The 24,275-nt window shown below is 43.5% G+C and carries 23 protein-coding genes; 16 read left to right on the top strand and 7 right to left on the bottom strand.

All coding sequences use genetic code 11. The features are described 5' to 3' along the window. Window positions 1-9: 9 nt before the first annotated feature. The 5 genes from FPZ43_RS00365 to FPZ43_RS00345 all read left to right on the top strand — a co-directional run bounded on the left by FPZ43_RS00365 (window position 10) and on the right by FPZ43_RS00345 (window position 5,181). Window positions 10-1,041, top strand: a complete 1,032-nt coding sequence (locus tag FPZ43_RS00365) for a sugar kinase (protein ID WP_146379868.1) — start codon at window positions 10-12, stop codon at window positions 1,039-1,041. A 43-nt stretch (window positions 1,042-1,084) separates the two neighbouring features. After that, window positions 1,085-2,380 (top strand): MFS transporter, encoded by a 1,296-nt coding sequence (locus FPZ43_RS00360; protein ID WP_146379867.1) that lies wholly within the window; start codon window positions 1,085-1,087, stop codon window positions 2,378-2,380. Between the two features lie 78 nt (window positions 2,381-2,458). Continuing rightward, window positions 2,459-3,493 carry a LacI family DNA-binding transcriptional regulator gene (locus FPZ43_RS00355; RefSeq protein WP_146379866.1) on the top strand — a complete coding sequence of 345 codons (1,035 nt, stop codon included), beginning with the start codon at window positions 2,459-2,461 and terminating at the stop codon, window positions 3,491-3,493. 156 nt (window positions 3,494-3,649) lie between these two features. Then, a complete protein-coding gene (locus FPZ43_RS00350; RefSeq protein ID WP_146379865.1) occupies window positions 3,650-4,438 on the top strand; it encodes a DUF4350 domain-containing protein in 789 nt (262 codons plus the stop codon). A gap of 95 nt (window positions 4,439-4,533) precedes the next feature. Further along, complete coding sequence (locus FPZ43_RS00345; protein WP_146379864.1) at window positions 4,534-5,181, top strand: DUF4269 domain-containing protein; 648 nt, start codon at window positions 4,534-4,536, stop codon at window positions 5,179-5,181. Here the strand turns inward: FPZ43_RS00345 and FPZ43_RS00340 are convergent. Further along, the gene (locus FPZ43_RS00340) at window positions 5,178-6,494 is read right to left on the bottom strand and encodes an NAD(P)/FAD-dependent oxidoreductase (protein WP_146379863.1); all 1,317 of its coding nucleotides are present in this window, start codon (window positions 6,492-6,494) and stop codon (window positions 5,178-5,180) included. The two genes, FPZ43_RS00345 and FPZ43_RS00340, sit on opposite strands and share 4 nt — an antisense overlap. Window positions 6,495-6,801: 307 nt before the next feature. On the opposite strand from FPZ43_RS00340, the gene cls reads away from it, so the two are divergent. The 6 genes from cls (at window position 6,802) to FPZ43_RS00310 (ending at window position 12,041) form a co-directional block, all read left to right on the top strand. Then, window positions 6,802-8,259: a cardiolipin synthase gene (gene cls, locus FPZ43_RS00335; RefSeq protein ID WP_146379862.1), complete on the top strand. Its 1,458-nt coding sequence runs from the start codon at window positions 6,802-6,804 to the stop codon at window positions 8,257-8,259. A gap of 38 nt (window positions 8,260-8,297) precedes the next feature. After that, entirely contained in the window at window positions 8,298-9,536 is a 1,239-nt protein-coding gene (locus FPZ43_RS00330) for a cation:proton antiporter (RefSeq protein WP_146379861.1), read from the top strand. 61 nt (window positions 9,537-9,597) lie between these two features. Then, window positions 9,598-10,026 carry a MarR family winged helix-turn-helix transcriptional regulator gene (locus tag FPZ43_RS00325; protein WP_146379860.1) on the top strand — a complete coding sequence of 143 codons (429 nt, stop codon included), beginning with the start codon at window positions 9,598-9,600 and terminating at the stop codon, window positions 10,024-10,026. A 21-nt stretch (window positions 10,027-10,047) separates the two neighbouring features. Further along, window positions 10,048-10,467 (top strand): organic hydroperoxide resistance protein, encoded by a 420-nt coding sequence (locus FPZ43_RS00320; protein ID WP_146379859.1) that lies wholly within the window; start codon window positions 10,048-10,050, stop codon window positions 10,465-10,467. A 125-nt stretch (window positions 10,468-10,592) separates the two neighbouring features. Continuing rightward, window positions 10,593-11,432: an SGNH/GDSL hydrolase family protein gene (locus tag FPZ43_RS00315; RefSeq protein ID WP_146379858.1), complete on the top strand. Its 840-nt coding sequence runs from the start codon at window positions 10,593-10,595 to the stop codon at window positions 11,430-11,432. Between the two features lie 9 nt (window positions 11,433-11,441). Next, complete coding sequence (locus FPZ43_RS00310) at window positions 11,442-12,041, top strand: DUF1684 domain-containing protein (RefSeq protein WP_146379857.1); 600 nt, start codon at window positions 11,442-11,444, stop codon at window positions 12,039-12,041. Window positions 12,042-12,063: 22 nt separating this feature from the next. On the opposite strand, the gene FPZ43_RS00305 is transcribed toward FPZ43_RS00310, so the two are convergent. After that, entirely contained in the window at window positions 12,064-13,212 is a 1,149-nt protein-coding gene (locus FPZ43_RS00305; protein ID WP_146379856.1) for a glycoside hydrolase family 130 protein, read from the bottom strand. A 172-nt stretch (window positions 13,213-13,384) separates the two neighbouring features. Between FPZ43_RS00305 and FPZ43_RS00300 the strand changes: the two genes are divergently transcribed. Next, a complete protein-coding gene (locus tag FPZ43_RS00300) occupies window positions 13,385-13,672 on the top strand; it encodes a putative quinol monooxygenase (RefSeq protein WP_146379855.1) in 288 nt (95 codons plus the stop codon). 50 nt (window positions 13,673-13,722) lie between these two features. On the opposite strand, the gene FPZ43_RS00295 is transcribed toward FPZ43_RS00300, so the two are convergent. The 4 genes from FPZ43_RS00295 to FPZ43_RS00280 form a co-directional block, all read right to left on the bottom strand. Beyond that, entirely contained in the window at window positions 13,723-15,330 is a 1,608-nt protein-coding gene (locus tag FPZ43_RS00295) for a Na+/H+ antiporter (protein ID WP_146379854.1), read from the bottom strand. Between the two features lie 170 nt (window positions 15,331-15,500). Beyond that, window positions 15,501-17,780, bottom strand: a complete 2,280-nt coding sequence (gene katG, locus FPZ43_RS00290) for a catalase/peroxidase HPI (RefSeq protein ID WP_146379853.1) — start codon at window positions 17,778-17,780, stop codon at window positions 15,501-15,503. A gap of 252 nt (window positions 17,781-18,032) precedes the next feature. Then, the gene (locus FPZ43_RS00285) at window positions 18,033-18,329 is read right to left on the bottom strand and encodes a hypothetical protein (protein WP_146379852.1); all 297 of its coding nucleotides are present in this window, start codon (window positions 18,327-18,329) and stop codon (window positions 18,033-18,035) included. 49 nt (window positions 18,330-18,378) lie between these two features. Beyond that, complete coding sequence (locus FPZ43_RS00280; RefSeq protein WP_146379851.1) at window positions 18,379-18,822, bottom strand: Hsp20/alpha crystallin family protein; 444 nt, start codon at window positions 18,820-18,822, stop codon at window positions 18,379-18,381. Between the two features lie 294 nt (window positions 18,823-19,116). On the opposite strand from FPZ43_RS00280, the gene FPZ43_RS00275 reads away from it, so the two are divergent. From FPZ43_RS00275 to FPZ43_RS00260, 4 genes are all read left to right on the top strand, one after another. Next, on the top strand, window positions 19,117-20,646 hold the full coding sequence (locus FPZ43_RS00275) for a PAS domain-containing sensor histidine kinase (RefSeq protein ID WP_146379850.1): 1,530 nt from the start codon (window positions 19,117-19,119) through the stop codon (window positions 20,644-20,646). Beyond that, entirely contained in the window at window positions 20,646-21,026 is a 381-nt protein-coding gene (locus tag FPZ43_RS00270; protein ID WP_146379849.1) for a response regulator, read from the top strand. The genes FPZ43_RS00275 and FPZ43_RS00270 overlap by 1 nt, the downstream gene beginning before the upstream one ends. A gap of 169 nt (window positions 21,027-21,195) precedes the next feature. Further along, window positions 21,196-21,558, top strand: coding sequence for a response regulator (locus tag FPZ43_RS00265; RefSeq protein WP_146379848.1), 363 nt, complete (start codon window positions 21,196-21,198; stop codon window positions 21,556-21,558). Between the two features lie 62 nt (window positions 21,559-21,620). After that, window positions 21,621-22,151: a DUF892 family protein gene (locus FPZ43_RS00260; RefSeq protein WP_146379847.1), complete on the top strand. Its 531-nt coding sequence runs from the start codon at window positions 21,621-21,623 to the stop codon at window positions 22,149-22,151. A 7-nt stretch (window positions 22,152-22,158) separates the two neighbouring features. Here the strand turns inward: FPZ43_RS00260 and FPZ43_RS00255 are convergent, their stop codons facing one another. Continuing rightward, the gene (locus FPZ43_RS00255; RefSeq protein ID WP_146379846.1) at window positions 22,159-23,994 is read right to left on the bottom strand and encodes a PAS domain-containing sensor histidine kinase; all 1,836 of its coding nucleotides are present in this window, start codon (window positions 23,992-23,994) and stop codon (window positions 22,159-22,161) included. Window positions 23,995-24,275 lie beyond the last annotated feature (281 nt).

Here is a 24,275-nt window from a genome sequence, read left to right as displayed (position 1 = left end):
TAATTTAAAATGATAACACCCGGAAAAGGCAAAGTACTTTCGTTTGGCGAACTCTTGATCAGGCTATCGCCGGATATTGATGGAGCCTGGATAAAAAACAACCAGTTGCCATTTTACATTGGTGGGGCCGAACTTAACGTAGCAACAGATTTAGCCTTGTGGGGTGTGCCATCAAAATACTTTACTGCTCTACCAGATAATGGTGTGTCAGAGCAGTTGATAGATTACTTAAGCAGCCGCAGCATTGACATGTCGGCAGTGAATAAAAGCGGCAGGCGCATTGGGCTGTTTTACCTCACAAAAGGTAAAGACATGAAGCACGATGCCGTAATATACGACCGTGCAGGCTCATCATTTGCTGAATTAACACCCGGCACCATTAATTGGGATGAAGTGTTGGCCGATGTAAGCTGGTTTCATTTCAGCGCAATCTGTCCGGCATTGAGCCAGGAAACTGCAGATTTATGTGAAGAAGTTTTAAAAGAGGCCACGAACCGGGGCATCATAACTTCTGTGGATTTGAATTATCGCGCCAAACTCTGGCAGTATGGCAAACAACCTGATGAAGTGATGCCGAATCTTGCACAATACTGCGACTTAATTATGGGCAATGTATGGGCGGCCGAAAAGCTGCTGGGCATTCCGGTTATGCCTGACCTTCATGAATCTGGCCAGCAAAGCATCTACCTAAAGGAAGCGCTTAAAAGCTCGGAGCTGATCATGGATAAATTTAAGCGATGTAAAGCGGTTGCCAATACCTTTAGGTTTGATGAAGGTGCAGGCATAAACTACTATACTGCTTTATATACGGGTGGAGATTTCACCCATTCGGCACAGTACAATTCGGATTACGTTGTAGACAAAGTTGGCAGCGGAGATTGTTTTATGGCAGGTTTGATCTATGGTTTTTATAACCAATTAGCCCCTTCAGACACGCTTGATTTTGCTACTGCCGCAGCCTTTAATAAATTGTTTATTGAAGGTGACACCACTACAAGTACTGTTGATACGATAAAAGACGCGATACGTTATAACGGCTAACTAACAGCCTGCCCTAACCTGTCGATACCTATATAAACCAATTATGACTGAAGTGAAAAAAACCAACTACCGGTGGGCGGTAGTGGTATTGCTGTTTTTTGCCACAACCATAAATTATCTCGACAGGCAGGTTATCGGTTTTTTGAAGCCAACGCTCGAAAAGGAATTTGACTGGACCGAGACCGATTACAGCCATATTGTAATGGCTTTTTCTGCCGCATACGCATTTGGCCTGTTGGTTTTTGGGGGCGTTATCGATAAAATTGGCACTAAGCTGGGTTATACAATCTCGTTAATTGTTTGGAGCCTTGCGGCCATGCTGCACGCGCTAGTGAAATCAACTTTCGGTTTTGGTGCAGTAAGGGCGGCGCTGGGGCTGGGCGAAGCTGGCAACTTTCCTGCGGCTGTAAAAGTAGTGGCCGAGTGGTTCCCAAAAAAGGAACGGGCCCTGGCCACAGGCATATTCAACTCTGGCGCCAATATCGGTGCGGTACTTGCCCCTGCCATGGTTCCGTGGATACTGGGTATTTATGGGTGGCAAATGGCCTTTATCATCACCGGCGCAGTGGGCTTTGTGTGGTTGGTTTTCTGGATTATATATTACGAGATACCTGCAAAGCACAAAAAAATAAATCAAGCCGAAATTGATCACATTGAAAGTGACGTTGAAGATGAACCAGCTACAGAACAAGGCGCTGTATCCAGCATAAAATGGGGTCGACTTTTTACCATCAGGCAAACATGGGCGTTTATTGTTGGCAAACTACTTACAGATCCTATGTGGTATTTCTTTTTGTTCTGGCTCCCCTCTTATTTTTCCAGCACATTTAATCTCGATCTGAAAAAGCCCACCCTGCCGCTTATTTTAATTTACACGGCAACCACCATTGGCAGCATTGGCGGGGGCTACCTTTCGTCATGGTTCATAAGGAAAGGTATGCCTGTTTTTAAAGCCCGCAAAACAGCCATGTTTATATTTGCACTTTGTGTGATACCTATTTTTGCCGCACGCTTTGCTACCAATATTTGGCAGGCGGTTGGTTTGATAAGCCTTGCCGCAGCAGCACATCAGGCCTGGAGTGCCAATATATTTACAACCGCTTCAGACATTTTCCCGAAACGGGCAGTAAGCTCGGTGGTGGGTATAGGCGGCATGGCGGGTTCTGTAGGCGGCATCTTATTCCCTATTGCTATCGGTTGGATACTTGATTCGGCGAAGGCAAACGGTAACATTGCTGCAGGCTACAATATTTTGTTTATTATCTGCGCATGTGCTTATTTGCTTGCCTGGCTGTTAATGCACCTGCTTGTTCCGCGTAAGGCTGCTGTTAATTTATAGCGCTAATAAAAACCGCCGTTTCTTTATATATTGCGTGATATTGCCGCCATTTAGGGATGTGCGGCTCCTTGCTTCCTTATGAATTTCAATGCTATTACCATACGAGATATTGCCAAGGCCCTTGGGCTTTCTGTATCAACCGTATCCAAAGCATTGCGAGATAGTTATGAAATAAGCACCCAAACAAAGAAGCTGGTCGCAGAATACGCCCGCGAACATAACTATCGCCCAAACCCACTTGCGCAAAGTCTAAAAAAAGGACACAGCAAAACCATTGGCATTGTGGTATCCACTATCGAGAATCAATTTTTTTCGCAGGTTATTAACGGCATCGAGTCGGTAGCATATAAGGCGGGGTTCAACGTAATCATCACACAAACACATGAGTCGTACGAGTTGGAAGTTAAAAACGTAGCGCAGCTTACCCACCACGCATTGGATGGTTTATTGATTTCCCTCTCGGCCGAAACCAAAGATGTAGAACACCTGCAACATTTGAATAAACAGGGCTTGCCTATCGTATTTTTCGACAGGGTAAGCAGTGATATTAAAACCCATAAAGTAATTGCCGATAACCTTAAAGGTGGCTACGATGCCACCAAACACCTGATTGAAGCCGGATATAAACGAATTGCGCACATAACCAGTCCGCCAAATATATCTATAACTCAAGAGCGCCTTGCAGGCTACAAGCAAGCACTCAAAGAAGCCGGAAGGCCTATTGAAGAACAATACATAAAATATTGCCCTCATGGCGGCCGGGATACCGAAGAGGTGGAAATAGCAATTAACGAATTGCTTGCCCTGCCTAACAAACCCGACGCAATATTCACCACGTCCGACAGGATCACAACCACTACGCTATTTTTGCTTAACAAGGCAGGTATTAAAATTCCAAATGATATTGCATTAGCAGGATACACTAACACTACCCTTGCTGATGTATTGAACCCGCCGCTTACATCGGTTTACCAACCCGCTTTTGAGATGGGGCAAAAGGCAGCCGACATGTTATTGCAACTAATACTTAGTAAGCGCCCGGTTACTGAATTCGAGACTATAACACTGCCCACACAGTTGTTCATCAGGCAGTCTACCCACAGTGTGGGCTAACCTAAAGCTTGTATTTAGTCCTCATTGCCTAAAACGAAAACGATTGCGTAAATAAAAGCCGGCTATTTAACATTGAATTTATGCAAGTATTTTATTTTTGAACAAGCAGACAAGTTTAAAAACCAATTATAGCCTGGCCCTGCACTTACCTGTACTATGATAAAACAAATTATAACTGGCATTTTAGTACTGCCATTTGTATTTGCTGCAAACGCATCTAGCGCACAAACGGTTACGCTCGATTATTTTTTTAATCACGAAACCCGTGTTGGTAAAAACGGACGTACGGAGCGTTACCATTACACCTGGGAAGATCAAGGTAATACGGGCTTTAGCAAGTGGGGCGGGCTATTTAAAAGGCGGGGTGCAAAAATAGATTCGCTGGCAAGCGCACCAACATTGCGTAATTTAAAGGGAACAGAAATTTACATAATAGTTGATCCTGATACGAAAAAAGAAAGCGTAAAGCCTAACTATGTTGAGCCTGCTCACGTAGAAAGCATAAGCAAATGGGTAAAGGCCGGTGGCATATTGGTGCTGATGGCTAATGATAGTGCCAATACCGAGTTATCGCGTTTTAATACCCTGGCAGCAAAATTTGGAATGCATTTTAATAATGATATGCAGGCATATGTTGTCGACGATAATCATTTTGAGGATGGCGCCATAGTGCCCCCCAACAAACAGGTGCTTACAACTGCTAAAAAGCTGTTTATGAAAGATGCCTGCAGTATTTCGTTAACAGGGATTGCAAAGCCGCTGTTAAAAACCGCCAATTGGGCTATTCTAGCAGCGTTGGCAAAGTACGGCAAGGGCACTGTAATTGCAGTAGGCGACCCCTGGCTTTACAATGAGTATGTAAACGGTCGCCTGCCGGCAGGGTTCGACAATGATAAAGCAGCTGATGATTTAGCTGCCTATTTACTTAAGATAGTTAATAGATAAGTGAAAGCCTGATTTTATGCAGGCGACTATAAAGAGTTTCCGGGTGTTGGCAAAACAAGCACACATCCGGGGAATGGTTAGAATTAATTATATGTATGGTTACCAGTTTTACCGGTCGTGCGCAAGGCATGGCCGGTATAAACGGTATTAAATACAAGCATTCAAATTTCTACCTTTGCAGCCAACCAACAGGCATGCCATCCATAAATTTTACCGACATCAGTTATTTAAAAAAAGGCTCTGCTACTCAACATCGGGTTTACAATGTTCTGCTAAGAAGTAAACTCCTCGATAAATTGGCGGCCTATGATCCTATCCTGGTTGGCACCTTTCCGTTAGACATTCAAACGAGCAATAGCGATATAGATATTATTTGCCAATGCAAAGACCTTAAAGCATTCGCGCAAATGATAAGTACAACCTTTGCTGATCAAGATAATTTCAGCCTGAAAACTATAAACGGTTTTGACTTGCCTGCAGTTATTGCAAGCTTTATTACCGAAGGGATTCCTGTTGAGATATTCGCCCAGGATTTACCACCGACCAAACAAAACGGCTACCTTCACATGCTTGCCGAACATCAAATCCTATCATACTTCGGCGAGGATTTTAAGCAAAAAGTAGTTGCACTTAAAGAGACTGGTATTAAAACAGAGCCGGCATTTTGCCAGCTTCTTGGAATATCAGGCAATCCATACATTGAGTTGCTAAACTATCAGTTACCCATTAGTGGCAACGCTTAGCTTAAAGGGTTGCTATTGTAGTTTTCCATTTTATTTTCGCGATTCCCCGAGCGGAATATCATCCTGAACGCCTGGTCGCGAGTTAAATATGCAACTGCCCAACTGTAAAGCGTTCTGATACGGTTATTATAATTGACCAGTGATATCAGGTGGATGAACAGCCATGCAAGCAAACCTAAAAATCCGCCAAAATGAAGTTTTTGTTTAAATAAGTCGGCAACTGCAATGCGCCGGCCTATGATGGCCATATCACCCCTGTCAAAATAAATAAATGGTTCCATTGCTTTACCCTTAGCCGCAAGCATCAGATTTTTAGCCAGGCGTTTACCCTGTTGTATGGCAGGCTGCGCCAACTGCGGATGCCCGTTTGGATAAGCCGGATCATTAAACTGGATGGCTATATCGCCAATAGCATATATATTTTGATAACCATTAACCTGGTTAAACTCATTCGTTAGCATCCTGCCGCCTTTGCCTATACTTTCTGGAGCTATTCCGTTAAATAAGTTGGCTGTAACGCCGGCCGCCCAAATAAGTGTCTTGGCCTCGATAACAGATCCGTCTGACAAATGGACTCTTCCGTTCTCAAAATCATTTACACGGGTTTCCAGTTTTATAAGCACACCCTGCTTGTGCAACTCATCATAAGCAGCTTTGTGGGACTTATCGCTCATGGGTGCAAGTAAATCCGGCGAGCCGTCCACAATGTAGATATCAGCTTCGGCCGCGTCCAAGTTAGGGTAATCAGCTCCTAAAATATACTTCTTCATTTCGGCAAGCATACCTGCTACCTCTACACCCGTGGGGCCACCGCCGGCAATCACAATACTCATTAATTTTTTACGCTCAACCGGGTCTTTCTCAATCGCAGCAAGTTCCTGGGTCTTAATCATTTCGTTGCGCAAGTACAAGGCATCGTCAATCCCTTTCAACGAAAAAGCATTTTTACGGACGTTTTCGTTGCCAAAAAAATTGGTTTTCGAGCCGGCAGCAAATACAAGTATGTCGTATTGCAGTTCGCCTCCGTCGCTTAAATAAATAGTATTACTGGCCGCATCTACACGCTCAAGAGCTGCCATCCTGAAATTGATACGCTTTCTGCGTAAATACTTACGGAATGGATAGCTTATGCTTGATGGCTCCAAAAAGCCGGTAGCAACCTGGTATATAAGCGGCGTAAAATAGTTGTAGTTGTTTTTGTCAACCAGTGTAACGTTATAATAATCGTTTTTAAAAAGCTTTGTTATAAAGTTTAAACCGGCAAAGCCGCCACCAATTACTATGATATTTTTTTTGGTTGTTATACTATCCATTATTTTAATGATAAGTGTAAGGCAGAAAGTATGATCAGGTTTGCCGCCATGTTTTAAAGCTATAAAAAGCCTTTTTGTTTTTCCACAACCTTTCAGAATGATGTAAACATGAGCTAGTAAGCCTTCAGCCAAAGATAATTTACACTCGATTTACAATTGGAATTTGCAGCAACATACTCCTTTCAAACATCGCTGGTAAAACATCTAGTAACCCTACGACAGTTAATTATATACCTGCCGGGGCGCCAAATTATCTACATTTTTATACCTTGCGCACAATACGCTTTGCATTAAATATCCGAATAAAATGCATCCAACCCTTTTGCTAAGTTTAGAAATAATTTATACGCTTATTGTTATAGCGGTTTGCCTGCGCATTGTTTATGACACCCGGTCCACTACTAAAACGCTTGCTTACCTGCTCATCACTATCTTTTTACCTGTAATTGGCATCATCCTCTACTTTACACTTGGTGTAAACTATCGCAAAAATAAACTCTACAGTAAGAAGATTATCAACAACGACAGGCTGCTAAGGAGCGTACGGCATCGAATTATGCTTACCTATGAAAAAGCCATAGAAAGCGGCCGTGACGAAATCACCAATTTCAGAAAACTTGCCGCCCTGTTGCTTAATGACGGGTGGAGCCCTCTTAGCGGTGGCAACAAGGTAAAATTGCTTTTAAACGGCGAGAATAAATTTGCGGATGTGATAGCTGCTTTAAAGGCCGCTAAAAAACACATCCATATCGAATATTATATTTTTGATGACGACCATATAGGCAATCAGCTTAAAGACGTGCTGATTACTAAAGTCCGCGAGGGTGTTGAAGTAAGATTTATTTATGATGACTTTGGCAGTCGTTCTATCCGCCGCAGATTGGTGCCGCAACTACGGGAAGCCGGGGTACACGCCTACCCTTTTTACCGCGTGCGCTTGCTGCCATTTGCCAACAGGCTTAACTACCGTAACCACCGTAAAATTATTATTATTGATGGTTGCACAGCCTTTACCGGCGGCATAAACGTAAGCGACAGGTACATAAATAATCCAGAGTATCACAACAGGGTTTACTGGCGGGATACGCATTTGCGCATTGACGGGCCGGGCACTTACTATCTGCAATTTTTATTTATCGGCGACTGGAACTTTTGCTCGGACCAGGCATTGGAACCAAGTACAGATTATTTTTGCCTTGATGCCCATGCAGAAAGTGACACCACCCTGCAGGTTGCCGCCAGCGGACCCGACTCGGATTCCCCTACTATCCTACTATCGTTATTGCAAGCCATAAGCCTGGCTCAAAACGAAATTTGTATTACCAGTCCCTACTTTATACCCGGCGAAAGTTTATACGATGCCCTTAATGCTGCGGCGTTAAGCGGTGTAAAGGTGAAAATTTTGCTGCCAAGAAGATCCGACTCTTTTTTTGTTGATTGGGCGGCGCGCTCTTATTATGCCGAACTGATGGACGCCGGAATTGAAATCTACCTGTACACAAAGGGTTTTATACATGCCAAAACGCTTGTAGCCGATGGGCAACTGGCGATTGTAGGTACTGCAAATATGGATAACCGCAGCTTTGAACTCAACTTTGAAGTAAATACCATTGTGTATGATGAGGACCTGGCTTCGCAGCTGCGTGCTGTGTTCATGCAAGACCTTGAAGACGCCGAAAAATTGAACCAGGACGCCTGGCAAAAACGCCAGCTTTACCGCCAACTGCCCGAGAAGCTTGCACGCCTGCTATCGCCGTTGTTGTAAAAAAGTCAACAATTAGTCTTTTGTATCGTTTCTGACTAATGAATGTATTTGCCATAGCCACAAGTTTATTTGCCGTAAGCTCGATATTCAGCTTTATAAATGCGCGTTTTATAAAGCTTCCCGGGGTTATTGGGGTAATGGTATTAGCAATGTTAACGGCGTTAATTACGCTTTTTGCAGGTAAAACAATGCCGGGCTTTAGCGCCTTCATTATTAGCCTGTCTGGGTCTATCGATTTTTCAAAAGCCCTGCTTGATGTAATGCTTGGCTTTCTCTTGTTTGCCAGTGCACTGCACTTTGATATTAATAAATTAAAGGAGGGCATTCGTGGGGTGCTAATTATCAGCACAATAGGCGTGCTGTTGTCTACCCTGATCTTTGCAGGCGTTTTATACTACGTAACCAATTGGCTGCACATTGATCTGCCTGTTATTTATTGCCTGCTGTTTGGCGCGCTCATATCTCCTACCGATGCGGTAGCTGTTGCCGCCCTGCTCAAGAAAACCAGGATGCCAAAGAGGCTGGAAACGATCATATCCGGCGAATCGTTATTCAATGATGGCATTGGCCTGGTACTTTTTATAACCTTCCTTGAAATTGCTAATACGCCCGATAAAGGCTTCTCTATAGCCGAGGCAGGCAAGCTTTTTGCGCACGAGGTGTTTGGCGGCCTTGCCCTTGGTGCAGGGTTTGGTTGGCTGGCTTACCGCATGATGCGTGCTATAGATGATTTTCAAACCATTGTATTAATATCTATAACCCTGGTAATGGTTATTACTGCCGTAGGTGCCGCATTACATGTCTCCATTCCGCTGGCCGAAGTTGCTGCGGGCTTACTTGTAGGCAGCAGATCATTCAGCAAACGTACCGACTTTAAAGTTGAGGAGGTGTTAGGTAAGATATGGGGTTTAATGGATGATGTACTCAATACCATATTATTTGTAATGATTGGCTTGCAGATGGTAACTATCACTTTCAGCGATAACTATATACTCATAGGTGTGATAGGTATTTTAGCATTGCTGCTCGCGCGGGCACTAAGCATATTTTTACCCGTTGTATTTTTGCGCCGGTCGCTCAATATGGAATACAATAGTATACTGATTTTAACCTGGGGTGGCTTACGGGGCGGTATCTCCGTAGCCCTTGCGCTATCATTACCCGGCTCGCCCTACCGCGAACTGATACTTGCCGGAAGCTTCTTTATCGTTGTATTTTCTGTAGTTGTGCAGGGCCTTACGCTTAACAAAGTAGTAAATAAATTAGTTGAAGTTTGAGAACTGATGTTCTTGTGACAAACTATACGAGCCAAATATTTAGTTTTGCACAATCAAATTTATGGCAACCAATTTATTAAAGTTAGATAGACAATTGTGTTTTCCGTTATATGCCTTGTCAAGGCAGATTACCGGCCTATACAGGCCGCTTCTGGAAGCAATAGGGCTAACTTACCCGCAGTACCTGGTTATGATGCTGCTATGGGAACATAACAGCATGACGGTTAAAGCGATCGGTCAGGAATTACTGCTTGATAGCGGTACGCTTACTCCTTTGCTAAAACGTCTTGAAAAGCAAGGGTTGCTAAGCCGCAGGCGCGATGAGTTGGATGAACGTTCGGTTATTATAACCCTAACCACAGCAGGAAACGAATTGCGTAAAAAAGCTGAGAAAGTACCTGCTGCTTTGATCGAAAAATTGCCCTTGGCCGAAGATGAAAGTTGCTTGCTAATTAATCAATTACATACCATTCTTAAAAACTTACAATAATTCACATAATAATATCAAAACATGGAAATCCTTTATACGGCGAAAGCCACAGCAACAGGCGGCCGCAACGGCCAGGTAAAATCAAGCGATGGTGCGTTAGATGTAGCAGTACGCATGCCTAAGGAAATGGGCGGCCCGGCAGGCAATTACCTGAACCCGGAAATATTATTTGCAGGCGGTTATGCTGCATGTTTCGATAGTGCATTGGCACTGGTAATCCGCACCGAAAAGGTGGAGGGTATAGGGACAACGGCTGTTAATGCGCAGGTAAGCATAGGCAAAACAGATGCAGGTGCTTTTAACCTTGCTGTTAAGCTTGATGTTGAAGTACCCGGCATCGAAAAAGAACAAGCCCTTGAATTGGTTAAAAAAGCACATCAGGTTTGCCCATACTCAAACGCTACGCGTGGCAACGTTGAGGTGGAACTAAACGTAATTTAATCACCAGCAACTTTAAAAGATCTGCCTGTAAACAGGCGAGATAAAAAGCATCCTGCTCATTACAGGGTGCTTTTATTTTTATCGAAAGACTACCCTGGCGGGAAGTAATTTTTTAAATTTATAGCATGATTAAGGTAGTTGTGTTATTGTTCGCGCTAATATTGGTAAGCTCTTTTAAACAAAAAGATGTAACCTGGGTAGCCATAGGCGATTCGATAACTTATTTAAACGACCATCCCGATGAAACCGGCAACCGCGTTAAAAAAGGATATCTTACCCGCGTTACCGATGCTTTGCCCAACATCAAATACATCAACCAGGGGCACAACGGCTGGACATCTGGTGGCATTGCCGACAAAATAGACAGTCTTGGTTTGATTAAAGCAGATGTTTACTCCGTATTTTTAGGCACAAACGATTGGTGGCAGGGGCGGCCCGTCGGCACGCTTAATGATTATGTCAAGGCAACCGGTAACGCAACTATAAATGGCTCATTTCGTATCATTATCAATAAAATTAAAAGCTTAAACCCTGAAGCTAAAATAGTGCTGATCACACCCATGCAGCGCACGGATTTTGTTTACCTCTTCGATGCCAACAATAATGCTTACGGCTCATATAAACAAAAAAACGGACAGTCTTTAGAATCAGTTGCCAATGCAATTGACTCGATTGCCCACTACCAACATATCCCAGTTGTTGACCTTTATCATAACTCTGCACTTTCTGTAGACCAAATGGTGAATTTTAAAAGGCTCAAGAATCCGGCTACGGGCAAATATCAAAATTACAGTTACCCAGAGTACACCACCATTCCGTTTGATCCAAAGGCTGATGAATATCCGAATCCAATGGATGCTGTAAACATAACTTATGATGGCTTGCACCCGTCCGACAAAGGCAATGCGATAATTGCTGAAGGCATAGTTAAAGCTTTTAAAAAGTTATCGATAGGCAATTACTAAATTTGTACAATGAAATATCTAACCGTTCTGCTTTGCTTTTTATACATAAGCAGCCATGCACAAGACTATTCTACACAATTAGCCCAGCACCGGAGGGCGTATAAGGACGACTTTTTGAAAGAGGCCCGTTCGCCGCTCAAGGAAGCTGACTTGCCCAAGCTGCGTTTTTACGATGCCGACAGCACTTATAGGGTTACCGCAACGGTAGAAAAGCTAACGGATCAAAACAGTTTTGTTATGCCTGTATTTAGCGGGCAAGGGCGCGAGCATATTAGATATGCCGTATTAAAATTTACCTTACACGGCAGGCCTATGCAACTTACCGTATACACAAATACTGCACTGGCAAGCGTACCGCAATATCGTGATTACCTGTTCCTGCCATTTACTGATACTACAAACGGCAACGAAACTTACGGCGGCGGCCGCTACATTGACCTGCGCGAAGGCGACATAAAAGACGGAAAATTGACTTTGGATTTTAACAAAGCGTATAACCCATATTGCGCTTACAGCGCCGGGTACTCATGCCCTAAGCCACCCGCCGAAAACGACTTAAACATTGCCATAAAAGCCGGTGAGAAACTATTTGCTGGCGCAACACATTAAAGGTATATACTTACAAGTTTTATCAATTGATTGGGTCGGGTTTAGATGGTTTTGCCGGATCATACACGGCGACACATACTCTGGAATCGGCAGCGCCGTAATATAAAAACCACTTCTTTTTAAAATAGACCATGCCCTCCAAAAATACGGTACCTGCAGGGTACTGCCCACTCTTTTCGAAAGATGCCATTGGGCGCATAAACGGCTCATCTAAACGGGTAATAAATTTTATAGGGTCATTCTTATCAAATAAGGCTTGCCCTGCGCAATAGCTGTTTAATGTAAAGCGCTGATCGCCGTCCTGGTTGCCTTTGTTTTTACCATTGTATAGCAATACAATGCCCTTATCCGTCATTATAGCCGGGGGACCGCATTCGGTAAGTTCGCTATCAAAATAGCCTTTACGGGGTGAAAATAGTTCGGTGAGCAAACCGTCAGCATTCACAACCGGCTTCCAGTCAACCAAGTTTGTCGACGTAGCCGCATACACATGCAGCTCTCCCCAATACATCCAGTACTTGCCTTTAATTTTTGCAACCACTTGTTTGCCGTTCACAATTTTGGTGATGATGGATGCCGACTTATGCGGAATATTTACAAATTTACCTTTGTAAGCATCCTCAAATATAGGCCCGTGCTTTGTCCAGTGCTTCAGATCTTTTGAGGTGGCTACACCTAAGCGTGGCACATCACGGTTCCATTGCGTGTAGAAAACAACATAGGTGCCGTTTACTGTCACCGCAACACGCGGATCCTCCACACCACCGGGCCATTCGTACTTTTTCTGACTATCATTGGCAGGATAAAATACGGGCGTTTTATCTCTTTTAAAATGCAGGCCGTCTGCACTGGCTGCATAGCCAAGCCTTGATGTACGAAAGCCTATTCCTATACCCGATTTGTCTTCCGACCTGTACAATACCACAATCTTGCCGTTATACAGCGCCGCGCCCGGGTTAAAAGTATCGTTCGATTCCCAACCAACATATTTGTTTAATACAGGGTCCAAAAATCGTGTTGTGCTATCCGGCGAAATAATAGGGTTAATACCAGCCGGGCGTTCAAACCCGCCTAAAGACCATTCGGGAAGTCGGCTTTGCTGAGCAACGCAAAGATTTGCAAAAAAAAGCAATAAGGTAACAACCTTTAAGCGGCTTACAATGAAGTTCATAATAGTGTAGAGTGATTTACAAGTGGTCAGCCTAAATCTCAATATTTTTTATGCGATAAGCAAACGTCTAAGATTGGAATCAGTTTTATTTTTGGACTGTACCTTTTAAATCAAAAAACTTAACTTGGTAGCGAAACAATCAATAGGTATCGAGACAAACAAACGCATTATCATGAAAATTTATTTAACAGCACTCATAAAAGCAAAGCCGGGAAATGAAAGCGAATTAAAGGAATACCTGTTAGAACTGTCAGCCGCGTCGAACCGGGAAGAGGCGTGTCTGCAATACGAACTTCACTTTGATGAAGCGCAACATCAATTTATTTTCCATGAAACGTGGGCAAACCAGGCAGGGTTAGATCAGCATAACCAAGAACCGCATATCAAAAAGTTTGTAGAAAAGGGCGGCCCGTTGATGGATGGTCCCGTTATTATTTACAAGACGGAGAAGCTTACTTAAAAAGAAAACAACGTGTTAGTAATACATATTAATTGCTGCCACGTTTATATTTACTCCTGCCCGTTAACACTGGTTTCGGCAAGGTCTATCTGCATTTCCTGTTTGCGGATGGCTTCATCGCTAAAGGCCTTCTCCTTTCGGATGTGGTAAAGCTCCTGTCGCTGAACGTGGTATAGCTCTTTTAACACTTTGTTATAGGTTTTCACCTCAGCATGTTGTGAGGCATCGCAATCAAGGGAGGCCAGCCGTTTACCTATTATAGATACATTATTTTCCAGGTCGATCTTTAGATTGTTCAACAGTTCGCTCTGCTTAACTTCTGTAGCATAATGCTGGTTTAATCGTTCTATGGATTTTTTCATCAGCCTCAGTTTAACGCCCAGTTCCTGCTGATCATCCGGCACAAGTGGGTCTATCTCCCTGATTTTAATAAACTTCACTATGGCTGGGAGCGTCAACCCCTGGAATACCAGTGTTATAAGTATAACCACAAATGTGATAAAGATGATTAGGTTACGATGCGGAAAGGGTTCGCCTTTCCCCGTAACCAACGGCAACGATAAAGCGGCAGCTAATGAAACCACTCCCCTCATGCCTGCCCAACCAATAACAAGCGGGCCTTTCCAGCCGGGATGCGCCTCGCGCCTGCGAATGTTTTTAAATAAATACCTTGGTATAAAGGCGGCCGGAAAGATCCAGGCCATGCGTATTGCAATAATCAAAATGCTCATAAGCAACCCGTAACGCCAGGCTTCGGCTAGCGAATAATTGCCAAGGCCATTTACAATGGCAGGCAACTCCAGCCCTATCAGTATAAAAACCAATCCATTCAATATCAGCGCAAGCGTGGCCCATACGTTTACAGTTTGCAGGCGGCTTTGCCCTGTGGTAAAAACTTCATGCGAGCGGAAAGACAAGAAAAGCCCACCGCTCACCACAGCCATAACACCCGAAAAGTGAAACTGCTCGGCAGCCAGGTACATAAAGTATGGCGCTATAAGTGTAAATGCGGTATCGATACTTGGCGTTGTAGGCAAAAAGCGATGGATAACGTAGGCAACATGCGCTACAGCAAGGCCGATAACAATACCCATCAGCGTAACTACAAAGAAATCTACCGCTGCCTCCTGAGCCGAGAAATGCCCTGTTAATACTGCAGCCAGCGCAAACCTGAATACAATTAAACTTGATGCATCATTTACAAGGCTTTCGCCTTCCAGTATGGTTGTTATTCGCTTTGGTATCTTAACAAATTTTAGGACGGAAGTGGCAGCAACCGCATCGGGCGGAGAAATGATCCCTCCCAATAAAAAGCCCATAGCCAGTGTAAAACCCGGTATAATTGATGATGATACGAAGGCAACAATGGTAGATGTAAAGATGACTAGACCAAAAGCCAGCAGGCTAATAGGGCGCTTCCATTTCCAAAATTCGTTCCATGAGGTGTACCATGCTGCCTCGTAAAGCAGCGGTGGTAAAAATATCAGGAAAATCAGTTCGGGATCTATCTCAACCAGCGGCATGCCGGGAATGAAACTAACCACCAGTCCCGCAATCACCAGGAAAAGCGGATATGCTATTTTTAGCTTTTTGGCCAGCATAATCAGCAAAAAAGCCGCCGCCAACAGTATCAGATATTGTAAAAGGTTGTAGTGCATTTAATATAAAAATATAAAAAATGCATCTAATACAAATCACAAACTAACCGGTCCGCAAAAACTGCGCTTGTTAAATCTGTTATCTACCGATGGGCAATCTTTTAACAGTTAAGCATATAAACAGCAAAGGCACCGTGTTGGAGTGCCTTTGCTGTTACATAAAATTGATGTTATTTAACGAGGTCGAACCTGTCAAGATTCATCACTTTGGTCCAAACTTTAACAAAGTCGGCTACAAATTTGTCTTTAGCATCAGCGCTGCCATAAACTTCGGCAACAGCTCTTAATTCGGAGTTTGAGCCAAACACAAGGTCGGCACGGGTGGCTGTAAATTTAACAGCGCCGGTTGCACGGTCGCGGCCCTCATAAACTTCCCGCTCCTGCGACGATGCCTTCCAGGCAATACCCATATCCAGCAAAGTGGTGAAGAAATCATTGCTAAGCCTGCCCGGTGTTGCAGTAAATACACCATGTTTAGAGCCATCGAAGTTGATGCTAAACGAACGCAGACCGCCGAATAATACGGTCAGCTCGGGGGCAGCTAATGTAAGCAAGTTTGCTTTATCTATAAGCAATTCTTCGGTAGATACGCCTGACCTGCCTTTGCGGTAATTACGGAAGCCGTCGGCAACTGGTTCCAGATAACCAAATGATTCCACATCTGTTTTCTCCTGCGATGCGTCCATACGGCCGGGTGTAAATGGCACAGTAATATTGTTGCCTGCATCAGCCGCAGCTTTTTCGATAGCAGCGCTGCCGCCCAACACAATTAAATCGGCAATTGACACCTTCTTACCTGCGCTTTGGCTTCTGTTAAACTCGGCTTGTATACCTTCGTAAACGCCCAATACTTTCTGCAATTGCGCCGGCTGGTTAACCTGCCAGTATTTTTGCGGTGCCAGGCGTATACGGGCACCATTTGCGCCTCCCCTTTTATCGGTACCGCGGAAAGTTGACGCCGAAGCCCAGGCGGTAGAAACCAATTCTGATACGCTTAAGCCCGAGGATAATATCTGCGATTTAAGATTTGCCACATCACCTTCATTTATCAACTCATGGTCGACAGCCGGAATAGGATCTTGCCATAACAATTCTTCCTGTGGTACATCGGCGCCAAGGTAACGTGCTATAGGGCCCATATCGCGGTGGGTTAGTTTAAACCATGCACGCGCAAAAGCATCAGCAAATGCATCGGGGTTTTCCAGGAAATTCCTTGAAATTTTCTCGTACGCCGGGTCAAACCTCAAAGCAAGGTCGGTAGTAAGCATTGATGGCTTATGCTTTTTGCTGCTGTCATAAGCATCCGGGATAATGTCTTCGGCATCTTTAGCAACCCACTGGTGCGCACCACCAGGACTTTTGGTTAACTCCCACTCAAATCCAAAAAGATTTTCGAAATAATTATTGCTCCATTGGGTTGGTGTGGTTGTCCACGTAACTTCAAGGCCGCTGGTAATGGTATCGGCACCTTTACCTGTACCGTAGTTGTTGGCCCAGCCAAATCCCTGTAGCTCTACATCTGCCGCCTCGGGCTCCTTGCCAACGTGGTCTGATGAAGCTGCACCGTGAGTTTTACCAAAGCTATGGCCACCGGCAATAAGTGCAACCGTTTCTTCATCATTCATGGCCATGCGGCCAAATGTTTCACGTATATCTTTAGCAGAAGCAACCGGATCAGGGTTGCCATCAGGGCCTTCCGGATTAACGTATATCAAGCCCATGTGGGCGGCGCCAAGCGGCTCTTCTAACGTGCGCGACTGGTGCTTTTTGCCATCAGCATCCTCATCAGATACCAAAACACCATGTGCAGCTACACCTGGTTGGCCATCTGCGTAACGCTTATCATTACCCAGCCAGGTAGTTTCAGAACCCCAGTATACAGATTCGTCGGCTTCCCAAACATCTGCACGGCCACCGGCGAAACCAAAGGTTTTAAAGCCCATTGATTCAAGCGCTACGTTACCGGTCAGGATCATCAAATCTGCCCATGAAATTTTGTTGCCATATTTTTGTTTTATTGGCCAAAGTAAACGGCGGGCTTTATCAAGGCTTACGTTATCCGGCCAGCTATTAAGCGGGGCAAAACGTTGCAAACCTGCGCCTGCGCCACCACGGCCGTCGCCAACGCGGTACGTACCGGCGCTATGCCATGCCATACGAATAAACAGCCCGCCATAGTGGCCAAAATCTGCAGGCCACCAATCTTGCGAGTCGGTCATCAAAGCATGCAAATCATTTTTAACCGCTTCCAGATCAAGACTTTTAAAAGCCTCTGCATAATTAAAATCATCACCCATCGGGTTTGATAACGATGAGTTTTGACGAAGGATATTAAGCTTCAGTTGGTTTGGCCACCAATCGTGATTACGGGTACCGCCACCGCCTGTGTTGTGATTCGTGCTACCGTTATGAAACGGGCATTTGCTAATGTCATTCGAGTTGCCTTCCATATATATTTAAGTTTTATAGATTGAACAATTGACTGCTGTTACTTATTGCAGATGGTATAAAAGTATGTGATTTAAAACAACGCCGCCAATCGATTAATTCTATAGCGGATAGACAGAACTAATTAAGCCAAAACACATTTGGCCGTGTATATAAAGATATTATACTATCATCTTAAAAAGCAAATATTACTTATAAGCTTTGGAAGACGTTAAAATTAATTTCCACTATTGCCATGCCACAACGCTAAAAGACTACTCGTCAAGGTTTCGCAGGTTTTTCAAACGGAATGTTTCACGGGCTATTATTTTGATGTTACTTGCAAGTTCATCAAGCGTGCAGCACTTGGTATTTATTTTAACAGGCAATGCATCTACCGTTTCCATTTGATCGATGTGCAAAACTGCACGGCCGTCAGGCTCGGGATCACCCTCCAGATTGATGAAGAGCGTGTTTGCAGCATCCTTATCGTTGCCCAATTCAAACTGGCCAAAATATTCAAACCCGGCAGGTGTTTTTAAGCTAAGCAAAATATAATATTGAGTTTTCATAAAAAAATAAGGCCCCTTACCGGGGCCTTGGAATTAGATGTTAAACGAATTATTTAATCTCTATTTGGCGACGAACCATCTTCGCCTCTTCGCGTTTGGCAATATCAATCGATAACACGCCATCGTTGTATGACGCTTCAATATTTTCGTAATTCGCGCTATCTGGCAGTGTAAACGAGCGCACAAATGAGTTATAACTGAACTCGCGTTTGCTGTAATTTTTCTGCGCGTCTTTGTTTTCGTGTTGCTGCTCTACAGAAATATTGAGCATGTTACGATCAAGGCTGATTTTGAAATCTTCCTTTTTTAATCCCGGTGCTGCCAACTCAACGTGGTAATGGTCTTCAGATTCGCTGATGTTTGCTGCCGGCACCCGTGTTGCCATACGGTCGTTAAAAAAGGTGTCGTTAAAGATCGAATCAAAAACGTCATTAATGCCTGGCAAAAATGAACCATTGTTTTTTCTGTCCGAATTAAATTTAACCAATGTCATGGGTTTTTCCTCCTTAAAATTTTTAATGATTAAAACTTATAATTAATTAAACCGACAGCCGTAAATCAAATCGCAGACCAAACGATAAACTATTAAGCTGTCTGAAAAATTTTCAGTTTTAAAACAAATGATTGTATAGAACTGGCTGACAAATTTGCAATAATAGTGACAAAAATTATGGGTGCCGTATACCAACATACAGTACCGCAATTTATTCACCTGCCTTATTATCACTTGTGTAGAACTTATCGGAATTATTGTTGTTACGTAGGAGCAAAAACAACTAGCCGATAAATGGACGAATTTCACGATCAGTTCCCCAATATTGAACAAGCGGATATCCGGATATTCGCCGCGGCGGTTAACGCATCAAGCAATGGCGTGGTGATAACCGACAACACGCAGCCCGACCAGCCGATAATTTATTGCAATGCTGCTTTCGAACAAATAACAGGTTACACCAAAGACGAGATTATAGGCCGTAACTGTCGCTTTTTGCAAGCCAATGATCGTGAGCAGAAAGGTCGTGAAGCACTTCTTGGTGCAATAACTGCCGGTGAGCATTGCAAAGTTGAGCTTCGCAACTATAAAAAAAACGGGCAGATGATCTGGAACGAACTGAGGATATCGCCGGTAAAGGACAGCAACGGCCAGATAACTCACTTCATTGGCATCCAGAATGATATTACTGCGCGCAAAAATGCCGAAAATGCTTTGGCCGATGAAAAGGCTAATTTGGAGAAGAGGGTAACTGAGCGTACGCAAGACTTGCAAGAGAGCGAGGATTATCTTGCCAGTATAATTGAGACAATACGCGAAAGTTTAGTTGTACTGAATGAAGACTTAAAAATATTGGGCGTCAATGAACACTTTTGTAAGTTTTTCCAGGTAAAAAGTGCGGATGTTATTGGTAAAGGTTTGCTTAGCCTTGGCGATGGGCAGTGGAATATACCTGAGTTAAAAGATCTCCTGGTAAACGTTTTGCCCCATAATAACCCGTTTGAGGGTTTCGAACTCGAGAACGAATTTCCGGATATTGGCCGCAAACTGCTGGTTTTAAATGCCCGCCAAATTGTGCTGGAAGGTAAATATCAGGACAGGATATTACTCGCCATTGAGGATATCACCGAACGACGGGAAGTGGAACAGCGAAAAGAAGATTTTATAAGCATTGCAAGCCACGAGATGAAAACGCCTTTAACCAGCATTAAAGGTAACATCCAATTGCTGGAGCGCCAGGCGATAAAAAACAATGACACCGCTTACTTAAATGGTTTTGCTACGGCAACAAAATCTATTGCCAGGCTCGAACGACTGATTTATGATTTGCTTGATGTTTCGAAAATACAATCGGGCAAGGTGGAGTTTCATTATACCACTTTTAATTTTGATCATTTGGTTGAGGAGGCTGTTAAAGGGGTGCAGGTAACCACACCAACGCATCAGCTCATTATAACCAGTAAATGCAATACCGACGTTACTGCCGACTTTGGCCGCCTTGAACAGGTACTGATAAACCTGCTGAGCAACGCTGTAAAATATTCGCCGGCGGCAAAAGAAGTTAAAATACATGTTACCAAAGACGATGAATTTGTAAAGGTTGCCATTGCCGACACTGGTATCGGCATAAATGCAGATGATCAACGCAAAATATTTGAGCGGTTTTATCGCTCGGAACGCACCACCGAAAAGTTTCCAGGTGTAGGCATTGGATTATACGTTAGTAAACAAATTATTAAAGAACATAAAGGTACCCTTTGGGTAGATAGCGATGAGGGCAAAGGCTCTGTATTCAACTTTACTGTACCTATTAATCGAGCATAATGAGTGCTAAAATTATTATTTGCGACGACGAACAGGAAATATTAGATATAACATCAATGATACTCGAGGCCGAGGGCTATACTGTTATCCCTACTATAAACAGCCTTACCGTTACGGAACTCGTGGCCAGCGAAAAGCCTGATATTGTACTGCTTGACCTATGGATGCCGGGCCTCTCTGGCGACCAGGTTGCGAGACAGCTCAGGAGCGACGAAGCAGTAAAAAGCATACCCATCATCGTGATATCTGCAAGCAGGGATGGCCGCGAAATCGCTTTTGCAGCCGGTGCTAACGACTTCCTTGAAAAGCCGTATGATATTGATGCGCTGCTATCAATAGTAAATAGACATTTGTTGGGCGGTGAACAAATTGCGTCTTAAAAATTTTTCAGGACATTAAGTATGAATTTGCCAACACATGGGCAGTATGTTGAATACGACCCGATTGCAAAAAACCGAGATATTGGAAATTTATTAGAGCAATTTAATTTATTTAACCTTAAACAAGGTTTTATTAACCATTAGGTATGAATCTTGATGTGTGCTTGGCATGAACAAGCGGATACTCATAATTGATGACGACGAGGACATCCTGGATATTCTGCACATCATATTTAGGGACGAAGGATACAATGTGGTGGTATCAAACACAGGCGAAGCAGCCGATAATATACATATCATAAACCCCGACGTAATTTTATTAGACGTACGCATAGCGGGATCGGCGAAAAGAGGCGATCAGATTTGTGCGGAAATTAAATCATCTTATCCGGGAAAAAAAATACCTGTTGTGTTAGTTTCTGCGGAAACAGACCTGGCAATGCTAGCCAATCAGTGTGGCGCAGATTTGTATATTACCAAACCATTTGATATTTACGACCTGCTGCTAAAGGTAAAAACCTGCATGAAGTAGTTAGTAAAACGATAATTCCATGATTGTGGTTAAGTCGTATATTTGTATGTTAACTGACCCTAATGGAAAAAAGATCAAACCAGCAAAAGCCAAACGGTAAAATTGCTTTAGGCCCACAAAAGTTAAGGACGTATTTTATAAATAATCTCGACAAAATATACGCTGCAAAAAGCCATTTAGTAAAACACCTTCCTGAAATTGCAGACGAAGTGCATTTTGCAGATCTTAGGATGGCCATACTAGAGACGCTTGAAGATGTGGAAAAGCAGCTGGCAAGGATGGACATCATTTATGCCATAATGGATGCCGACCGTGGAAAAGGTAATTACAGCGGTTTGGCTGGTTTGGTTGACGACGCTTTTGAAGACATAAAGTTGCACAGCAATGATCCTGAATTGCGCGATATGTCTATCGCTTTTTATATGCAAACTATTGAAAGTGTAGAGATGGCCTCTTTCCAGGTATTAGAGATGGCAGCTGTTAAGCTTAAGAATAAACAGATAAAGCAACTGATTAAAGAAAATTACGATGAGGCTAAGGCTGACCGTACGTTATTACTGCTGATCACTGCTAAGTATGTTACTGCAAAGTAGCGTCAAATTATTTAAGCAGGGTAAACCAAAATATGCTTCCCTTTCCAGGCTCACTCTCAACACCAATTTCGCCATGGTGGGCTTTTACAATACTTGCGCAGATAAATAATCCCAACCCCATGCCTGAATTACGCCCAACCCGATTTTCGGCCTGGTAATAACGGTCAAACAGAAACTTCTGCTGATCTTCCTTAATACCAGGCCCTTGGTCAATCACCCTTACCATATATCCTGAAGAAGTTGACTGTACGTTAACTTCCACATACTTCGACTCTCTTGCATATTTATGGGCATTGTTAACCAGGTTAACCACAATTTGCTCAACCTTAACAGGGTCGCCAAACACCTTGGCGGTTTCCTCGCCCGTAATCACAACCGGTTGGTTATCGTTAGACAAATAAGCCACAGAGTCTTTTACCAAGGCAACCAGATCAAAATTCTCCTTCCAAATTGTTAACTGCCCCAGGCCAATGCTGTTTGCGTTAAGTAACTCATCTATCAGCTTATTAAGTTTCCTAACGTTTGTTACAGATGACAATACCAGCTTTTCGAGCATAGGGCTGCCACCAGCAATATTGCTTACCATCTTTTGCAGAAACTGAATATTGGCACTTAAGCTTGTTAACGGTGTTTTTAATTCATGGCTGGCAATATTAATAAAGTCGTCTTTTTGCTGTTGTAAAAGCTTTTGCTCGTTAATATCGGTACAAGTGCCAAACCACTTCAATATTTTGCCATCGTTATCATAATAAGGTGCGGCCCTGCCCAACACCCATACATATTCGCCTGTGTATTTTCTTAAACGGTATTCAATTTCATACGGTTCGCCGGTATCGAGTGAGTGGCGCCATACTTTCCAGGCGCGTTCCTGGTCGTCGGGATGAAAAACCTGGTTCCACCCCTCACCTTCCGTTTGCTCGTGTGTTGCGCCCGTAAAGTCATACCATCTTTGATTATAGTATTCGTGCATTCCCTCTGCATCTGTTACCCATATCATCTGGATAATTGAATCAGCCATTTGCCTGAATTGAGTTTCGCTTTCAATTACCCTTTGCGCTGCTATTTCCTGGTCGGTAATGTCAATCATGCTGCCTACAAATTCTATGGTAGCGCCTTCCATTAGCAAAGGTGTTACTTTCATAAAAACCCACCTTATTTTGCCTTCAGCATCAAAAATGCGATACTTCGTTTCGTATGATGTACGGCTTTCTAAAGCACCTGCAAATAACTTACGTTGTTCCGGAATATCATCGGGATGAAACGCCTTGAGGTGCCCCGAGCCAAGGCTGTCTTCGTAAGACAAACCAGTAGTTTCCATCCAGGCATTGTTTACATAAATACAGGATGCTCCCGCGCTTCGCCAAATCATAAATGGAGATTGCTCTGCAAGTGCCATAAAATATTGCTCACGCGATTTGAGCAACCTGCTTTCGGTAACATCCGTAACGGAATGAATTATATAGGCAACCTCGCCCTCAACAATAACGGGCTTATTAACGGGTGCCCAAAATTTCTCAACAAAAGTGTTAGACACCCCGTCCTGCACAGGATAACGCTGTATACCCATCTCGTGACTTTGCCTTGTACTAATCACCGTATGAAAAGATGCGTTAAGATTGGCGACACCATCAGCATATAAATCAGCCGGATCATCCGGAAAAACCTCGAACATTGCGCTTCCAATGATATCCTCGCGCTTTGTAAAGGTAGCGCGGTTATACTCGTCACTCACCTCGACAATTGTAAACCGGGGCGCATCAGGCAATAAAATAAGAAAATTTCCCGGCAAACTTTTTATGATGGCAAGCAAGGCTGCCTTGTCGCTAATGAGGGTAATATTCAAGGGGTATTGGGCTAATATGTTAAACGTAAAAGTAGCAATTATAGGCTAAGAAGTGCTACAAGACGCTCGAAAAAGCTGACGCAGATACATTTCCGGACGTCTAATATATTAGTACTTAAATCGATTAATTAAATATTAATAGGGATTACTATAAAAATGCACGAAAGCCATTTTTACCGCCCGGGAACGAATTGGGTAATACTTATTGACCATTAGTATTTAAGAACAGCAGGCTGTGAGCCGATTAATGAGGAAATCCATCAAGAGTACTAGGTAACTAC

This window comes from Mucilaginibacter pallidiroseus (assembly GCF_007846085.1).
Lineage (GTDB): Bacteria > Bacteroidota > Bacteroidia > Sphingobacteriales > Sphingobacteriaceae > Mucilaginibacter > Mucilaginibacter pallidiroseus.
This window is presented reverse-complemented; position numbering and strand designations above follow the sequence as displayed.

Excerpts from the sequence above, each read along its gene's own strand:
- FPZ43_RS00365 (WP_146379868.1), top strand. The coding sequence starts at position 10 with ATGATAACACCCGGAAAAGGCAAAGTACTTTCGTTTGGCGAACTCTTG.
- FPZ43_RS00360 (WP_146379867.1), top strand. The coding sequence starts at position 1,085 with ATGACTGAAGTGAAAAAAACCAACTACCGGTGGGCGGTAGTGGTATTG.
- FPZ43_RS00355 (WP_146379866.1), top strand. The coding sequence starts at position 2,459 with ATGAATTTCAATGCTATTACCATACGAGATATTGCCAAGGCCCTTGGG.
- FPZ43_RS00350 (WP_146379865.1), top strand. The coding sequence starts at position 3,650 with ATGATAAAACAAATTATAACTGGCATTTTAGTACTGCCATTTGTATTT.
- FPZ43_RS00345 (WP_146379864.1), top strand. The coding sequence starts at position 4,534 with ATGGTTACCAGTTTTACCGGTCGTGCGCAAGGCATGGCCGGTATAAAC.
- FPZ43_RS00340 (WP_146379863.1), bottom strand. The coding sequence starts at position 6,494 with ATGGATAGTATAACAACCAAAAAAAATATCATAGTAATTGGTGGCGGC.
- cls (WP_146379862.1), top strand. The coding sequence starts at position 6,802 with ATGCATCCAACCCTTTTGCTAAGTTTAGAAATAATTTATACGCTTATT.
- FPZ43_RS00330 (WP_146379861.1), top strand. The coding sequence starts at position 8,298 with ATGAATGTATTTGCCATAGCCACAAGTTTATTTGCCGTAAGCTCGATA.
- FPZ43_RS00325 (WP_146379860.1), top strand. The coding sequence starts at position 9,598 with ATGGCAACCAATTTATTAAAGTTAGATAGACAATTGTGTTTTCCGTTA.
- FPZ43_RS00320 (WP_146379859.1), top strand. The coding sequence starts at position 10,048 with ATGGAAATCCTTTATACGGCGAAAGCCACAGCAACAGGCGGCCGCAAC.
- FPZ43_RS00315 (WP_146379858.1), top strand. The coding sequence starts at position 10,593 with ATGATTAAGGTAGTTGTGTTATTGTTCGCGCTAATATTGGTAAGCTCT.
- FPZ43_RS00310 (WP_146379857.1), top strand. The coding sequence starts at position 11,442 with ATGAAATATCTAACCGTTCTGCTTTGCTTTTTATACATAAGCAGCCAT.
- FPZ43_RS00305 (WP_146379856.1), bottom strand. The coding sequence starts at position 13,212 with ATGAACTTCATTGTAAGCCGCTTAAAGGTTGTTACCTTATTGCTTTTT.
- FPZ43_RS00300 (WP_146379855.1), top strand. The coding sequence starts at position 13,385 with ATGAAAATTTATTTAACAGCACTCATAAAAGCAAAGCCGGGAAATGAA.
- FPZ43_RS00295 (WP_146379854.1), bottom strand. The coding sequence starts at position 15,330 with ATGCACTACAACCTTTTACAATATCTGATACTGTTGGCGGCGGCTTTT.
- katG (WP_146379853.1), bottom strand. The coding sequence starts at position 17,780 with ATGGAAGGCAACTCGAATGACATTAGCAAATGCCCGTTTCATAACGGT.
- FPZ43_RS00285 (WP_146379852.1), bottom strand. The coding sequence starts at position 18,329 with ATGAAAACTCAATATTATATTTTGCTTAGCTTAAAAACACCTGCCGGG.
- FPZ43_RS00280 (WP_146379851.1), bottom strand. The coding sequence starts at position 18,822 with ATGACATTGGTTAAATTTAATTCGGACAGAAAAAACAATGGTTCATTT.
- FPZ43_RS00275 (WP_146379850.1), top strand. The coding sequence starts at position 19,117 with ATGGACGAATTTCACGATCAGTTCCCCAATATTGAACAAGCGGATATC.
- FPZ43_RS00270 (WP_146379849.1), top strand. The coding sequence starts at position 20,646 with ATGAGTGCTAAAATTATTATTTGCGACGACGAACAGGAAATATTAGAT.
- FPZ43_RS00265 (WP_146379848.1), top strand. The coding sequence starts at position 21,196 with ATGAACAAGCGGATACTCATAATTGATGACGACGAGGACATCCTGGAT.
- FPZ43_RS00260 (WP_146379847.1), top strand. The coding sequence starts at position 21,621 with ATGGAAAAAAGATCAAACCAGCAAAAGCCAAACGGTAAAATTGCTTTA.